At 69.1% G+C, this 5,238-nt stretch carries 4 protein-coding genes; 3 read left to right on the forward strand and 1 reads right to left on the reverse strand.

What is annotated here, in order from left to right:
* Together AC2VOG_RS10050 and AC2VOG_RS10055 are read left to right on the forward strand one after the other, a co-directional pair.
* Positions 1-1,728 (forward strand): primosomal protein N' (locus tag AC2VOG_RS10050; RefSeq protein WP_486939753.1); only part of this gene is annotated, 1,728 nt, incomplete at its 5' end.
* A 114-nt stretch (positions 1,729-1,842) separates the two neighbouring features.
* The gene (locus AC2VOG_RS10055) at positions 1,843-3,822 is read left to right on the forward strand and encodes an aconitate hydratase (protein ID WP_486939754.1); all 1,980 of its coding nucleotides are present in this window, start codon (positions 1,843-1,845) and stop codon (positions 3,820-3,822) included.
* Here the strand turns inward: AC2VOG_RS10055 and AC2VOG_RS10060 are convergent.
* Positions 3,730-4,254 (reverse strand): DUF2231 domain-containing protein, encoded by a 525-nt coding sequence (locus AC2VOG_RS10060; protein ID WP_486939755.1) that lies wholly within the window; start codon positions 4,252-4,254, stop codon positions 3,730-3,732. The two genes, AC2VOG_RS10055 and AC2VOG_RS10060, sit on opposite strands and share 93 nt — an antisense overlap.
* Before the next feature lie 52 nt (positions 4,255-4,306).
* Between AC2VOG_RS10060 and fmt the strand changes: the two genes are divergently transcribed.
* On the forward strand, positions 4,307-5,238 hold a 932-nt coding region (gene fmt, locus AC2VOG_RS10065), incomplete at its 3' end, for a methionyl-tRNA formyltransferase (RefSeq protein ID WP_486939756.1).

Below are 5,238 nucleotides of genomic sequence, written 5' to 3' on the forward strand. Positions count from 1 at the left end.
CGGTTGGTCGACGCCGTCGCGGCCCGCTATGCGGGCACTCGCGCGGATGTGCTGCGGCTGGCCGTGCCGCCTCGCCATGCCAAGGTGGAAGGCGAAAAGCCAATGCCGCCAGAGCTTTCCGTGATCGGCGAGGTCGATAGAGCGGGTTGGGAGCGCTACAGCCGCGGCGGGCAGTTGTTGACGGCGCTGGCCGAGACCCGCGCCGCGCGCGCGATCTGGCAGGCGTTGCCCGGCGAACCGTGGGCCGCCCGGTTCGCCGAGGCCGCCGCGCAGACCGTGCAAGCCGGCCGCGCCGTATTGGCGATCGTGCCGGACCAGCGCGACGTCGACACGTTGTGGCGGGCCGCGACGGCGCTGCTCGACGAGGCCGGGGTGGTCGCGCTGTCGGCGGGCTTGGGTCCGGCCGCGCGCTACCGGCGGTGGCTGGCCGCACTGCGGGGCACCGCGCGGGTGGTGATCGGCACGCGCAGCGCGGTATTCGCGCCAGTCAGCGACCTCGGGCTGGTCATGGTGTGGGACGACGGTGACGACACGCTGGCCGAGCCGCGGGCGCCGTACCCGCATGCCCGTGAGGTGGCGATGTTGCGCGCCCACCAAATGCGTTGCGCCGCAGTGATTGGCGGCTACGCCCGCACCGCCGAGGCGCAATCGCTGGTGCGCAGCGGCTGGGCGCACGACGTGGTTGCGGCGCGAGCGGTGGTGCGCGCCGCAACCCCGCGGGTGGTTGCCCTCGACGACGGCGGGTACGCCGAGGAGCGTGATCCGGCGGCGCGCACCGCGCGGCTGCCGTCGGTTGCGCTGCGAGCCGCCCGATCGGCGTTACAGGCCGGGTCGCCGGTGCTGGTGCAGGTGCCCAGGCGGGGCTATGTGCCGTCGCTGGCATGTGCGCGCTGCCGGGCGGTCGCCCGCTGCCGGCATTGCACCGGTCCGCTGTCGTTGGAAGACCGGGGCGGCAGCGCGCCGGTCTGTCGCTGGTGTGGCCGCGCCGACGCGGCGCTGCGCTGCGGTGCCTGCGGGTCCGACGCGGTGCGTGCCGTCGTGGTGGGCGCCCGGCGCACCGCTGAAGAGTTGGGCCGCGCGTTCAGCGGCACGACGGTGATCACCTCGGCGGGCGAGGCGGTGGTGTCCGAGGTCGGCGCTGGACCAGCGTTGGTCGTCGCCACCCCTGGCGCCGAACCGCGAGCCGTCGGTGGATACGGCGCGGCGCTGCTGCTGGACTGCTGGGCGTTGCTGGGGCGGCAAGACCTGCGGGCCACCGAGGACACGCTGCGCCGGTGGATGGCCGCCGCAGCGTTGGTCCGCCCGCGCGACCACGGCGGTGTCGTGGCCATCGTTGCCGAGGCGTCGGTGCCGACCGTGCAGGCGTTGATTCGCTGGGACCCGGTCGGCCATGCGGATGCCGAGTTGGCCGCCCGGGCCGAGGTCGCGTTGCCACCGAGCACGCACATGGCCGCTCTCGACGGCACCGGCGCGGCGGTTGCGGCGCTGCTCGACGAAATTCGATTGCCGGAAACCGCCGAACTGCTCGGCCCCGTTCCGCTGCCGCCGGGCGTGCGGCGACCAGCAGGTGTGGCCGCCGATGAGCCGGTGAGCCGGATGCTGGTCCGAGTCGGCCGCGGGCAGGGGCTGGCACTGGCGGGGGAGTTGCGACGCGGCGTCGCGGTGGTCAGCGCGCGTCAAACCAGCGAACCGGTCCGCGTGCAGGTCGACCCGCTGCACATCGGCTAGGGCCACCGTAGCCAGCAGCACTGAACCCTTGGTCGGCGGTTTCGATCGCCGTGGAACCCCGCCGGTGACTCACGCGAACGTGTGGTCGCGACGGTATCGGGGTACGCGCTCGTCATGCCACTCAACGTGACTCGCAAACTGATCGAGTCACACCTGGAATCCGGTGAGATGACGCCCGGTGAAGAGATCGCCATCCACATCGATCAGACGCTGACCCAGGACGCGACCGGCACGCTGGTGATGCAGGAACTGGAGGCGCTCGGCCTCGACCGTGCCCGCACCGAGGTGAGCGTGCAGTACGTCGACCACAACCTGCTCCAGACCGACGAGAAGAACGCCGAGGACCACGAGTACCTGCGCACCGCCGCGCAGCGCTTCGGCCTGTGGTTCTCCAAGCCGGGCAACGGGGTGTCGCATCCCACGCACATGCAACGGTTCGGGATTCCCGGCAAGACGATGGTGGGCTCGGATTCCCACACCCCGGCCGCGGGCTCGTTGGGAATGCTGGCGATCGGGGTGGGCGGACTCGAAGTCGCGCTGGCGATCACCGGCCGACCACTGCGCATCCGAATGCCCGAGGTGTGGGGCGTCAAGCTCGAAGGCGAACTGCCGCAATGGTGTTCGGCCAAAGACGTGATCCTGGAAATGCTGCGCCGACACGACGTCAACGGCGGCGTGAACCGCATCATCGAATATTACGGCCCCGGCTTGGACCACCTGACGGCCATGGATCGCCACGTCATCGCGAACATGGGTGCCGAACTCGGGGCTACCACCACAGTGTTCCCGAGCGATGCGGCGGTCCGCGAATTTCTGCGCGCCGAGGACCGCGCGAACGACTGGATTGAACTGCTGGCCGATGACGGCGCGGATTACGACCTCGACGACGAGATCGACCTGTCCCAGATCGAACCGTTGATCGCCAAGCCGTCGTCACCGGGCAACGTGGTGCCGGTCCGTGAGGTCGCCGGCGAGCCGATCGCACAGGCGGTGGTCGGATCGAGTGCCAATCCGGGCCTGCGTGATTTCGCGATCGTCGCGGCGATGATCGCGGGACGCCAGTCGTCGCCGGATGTCAGCCTCGACATCAACCCGACGTCGCGAGAGATCCTGACCGATCTCACCAAGATGGGCGCGACCACCGAATTGGTGATCGGCGGCGCCCGGATCCATCAAGCGGGCTGCATGGGGTGCATCGGCATGGGCCAGGCGCCTGCCACCGGGCGCAATTCCCTGCGGACGATGCCGCGCAACTTTCCCGGCCGCTCCGGCACCAAAGAGGATTCGGTCTGGTTGTGTTCACCGGAAACCGCTGCGGCATCGGCGTTGACGGGGGTGATCACCGATCCGCGCGACTGGGCGCGCGACTCGGAAATGGAGTACCCGGACCTCGATCTGCCGGATCAGTCGTCCGTGAACACCGCGATGCTGGTGCCCCCGCTGGACCCCGAGGAGGCCAAGCACGTCGACCCGATCAAGGGGCCCAACATATCCGATCTGCCAGAGCTGCCGCCGTTGCCCAATGAGATCGAGGCCCCGGTGTTGCTCAAAGTCGGTGACAACATCTCCACCGACGAGATCTCCCCGGCCGGCGCGCGGGCGCTGCCGTTTCGCTCCAACATCCCCAAGCTGGCAATGTTCAGTTTCACCCAACTCGACGAGTCGTATCCGGAGCGGGCACAGCAGGCCCGAGAAACCGGTCACCTCGTCGTCGGCGGTGACAATTACGGCCAGGGTTCGTCACGGGAGCACGCCGCGATCGCACCGCGTCACCTGGGCCTGCGGGCCGTCATCGCGAAATCGTTCGCGCGCATCCACTGGCAGAACCTGGCCAACTTCGGAGTCTTGGCCCTCGAGTTCGACGACGCCGACGACTACGACACCATCGACCAAGGCGACACGCTGCGTATCGCGGGTGCCCGCGACCGGCTCGCCGAAGCGGGCACCCTGCAGGTCGCCAACATCACCAAGGACTCGTCTTTCACTGTGCGACATCGACTTTCACCACGGCAGGTCAAGGATGTGTTGGCCGGTGGGCTGATCCCACGGCTGGCCTGCGCTGAGTTCGGCGCCCCAGACGGAGTCGGCTCCTGAGTCGCCGATCCGCACCACCTGCACGATGGCGGCACTGCCCACCAGGATCGCGAGAATCGCGACCGCCACGCCGACCCCGCGCCCCGGTTCGACTCCCCGCATCTCCCGCCGGTGGACCAATGCCAGCACGACGGCAACGACGAGCAGGCCGAGGGAGAAATAGACCATCACGCTGCCGCGGTCGGCGTGAGTGTCCAAGATTTTGCGGTGCTGGTTTTCGTGCTCGTAGAGCCACGCACCGGCGTTCGCGGTGATCGGCGTCACCGCTGCGGTCACGGCGGCGAACGCGAGCACCAGCCATACCAGGTGTCGCCGTGCCGTCGGCCAGAGCGCGCACATGATTTCCAGCAAAGCCGTCAAAGGCGCCAGCACGACCACGGCGTGTACGAGAAGCACGTGGGCGGGCAGTCCCGAAATCGTGGTCAAAGTCATCACGCCCTCCCTAGCCCGGTAAGCGGCAGCGCTTACTTCCTACACTGTGCCGGTGCGTCTTGTCTTTGCCGGTACACCGGAACCCGCGCTACCCGCGCTGCGCAGTCTCATCGAGTCGCCGCGTCACGAGGTGATCGCTGTGCTCACCCGACCCGATGCGGCGTCGGGGCGGCACGGCAAGCCGAAGCCATCGCCGGTGGCCGCCCTCGCGCTCGAGCACGGCATCCGGGTACTGCGACCGGAGCGGCCCAACGCGTCCGAGTTCGTTGCCGAACTGTCGACGTTGCGGCCGGATTGCTGTCCGGTGGTCGCGTTCGGCGCGCTGCTGCGCGAGGACCTGCTGGCCGTCCCGGTGCATGGCTGGGTCAACCTGCACTTCTCACTGCTGCCCGCCTGGCGTGGCGCGGCACCGGTGCAGGCCGCGATCGCTGCGGGCGACACGGTCACCGGCGCGACGACGTTCCAAATCGAGTCCGGCCTGGACTCCGGGCCGGTTTACGGTGTGGTTACCGAGTCGATACGCCCGATCGACACTGCGGGGGATTTGCTTGAGCGGCTTGCGGTTTCGGGGGCCGCCTTGCTGTCGCGGACACTGGACGGCATCGCCGAGGGGGCGCTCACGCCGGTTCCGCAACCCGCGGACGGCGTCAGCGTGGCGCCCAAAATCAGTGTCGAGCAGGCGCGGGTGCGTTGGGACCTGCCGGCCGAATTCGTCGAACGTCGCATCCGAGCGGTCACCCCCAACCCGGGGGCGTGGACCCTGATCGGAGATCTACGCATCAAGCTCGGACCCGTCTACCTCGACACCGACGTCCATAGCCTGCCAAAAGCATTGGAGCCCGGCGATATTCATATCGATCGCCGCAGCGTTCGGGTCGGCACGGCGTCAGGCGCGGTACGGCTGGGGCAGGTCCAGGCGCCGGGCAAGAAGCCGATGACTGCCATCGACTGGGCCAGGGGAGCCCGTCTCGAGTCCTCGATGCG

This window comes from Mycobacterium sp. TH-M11 (genome assembly GCF_057473725.1).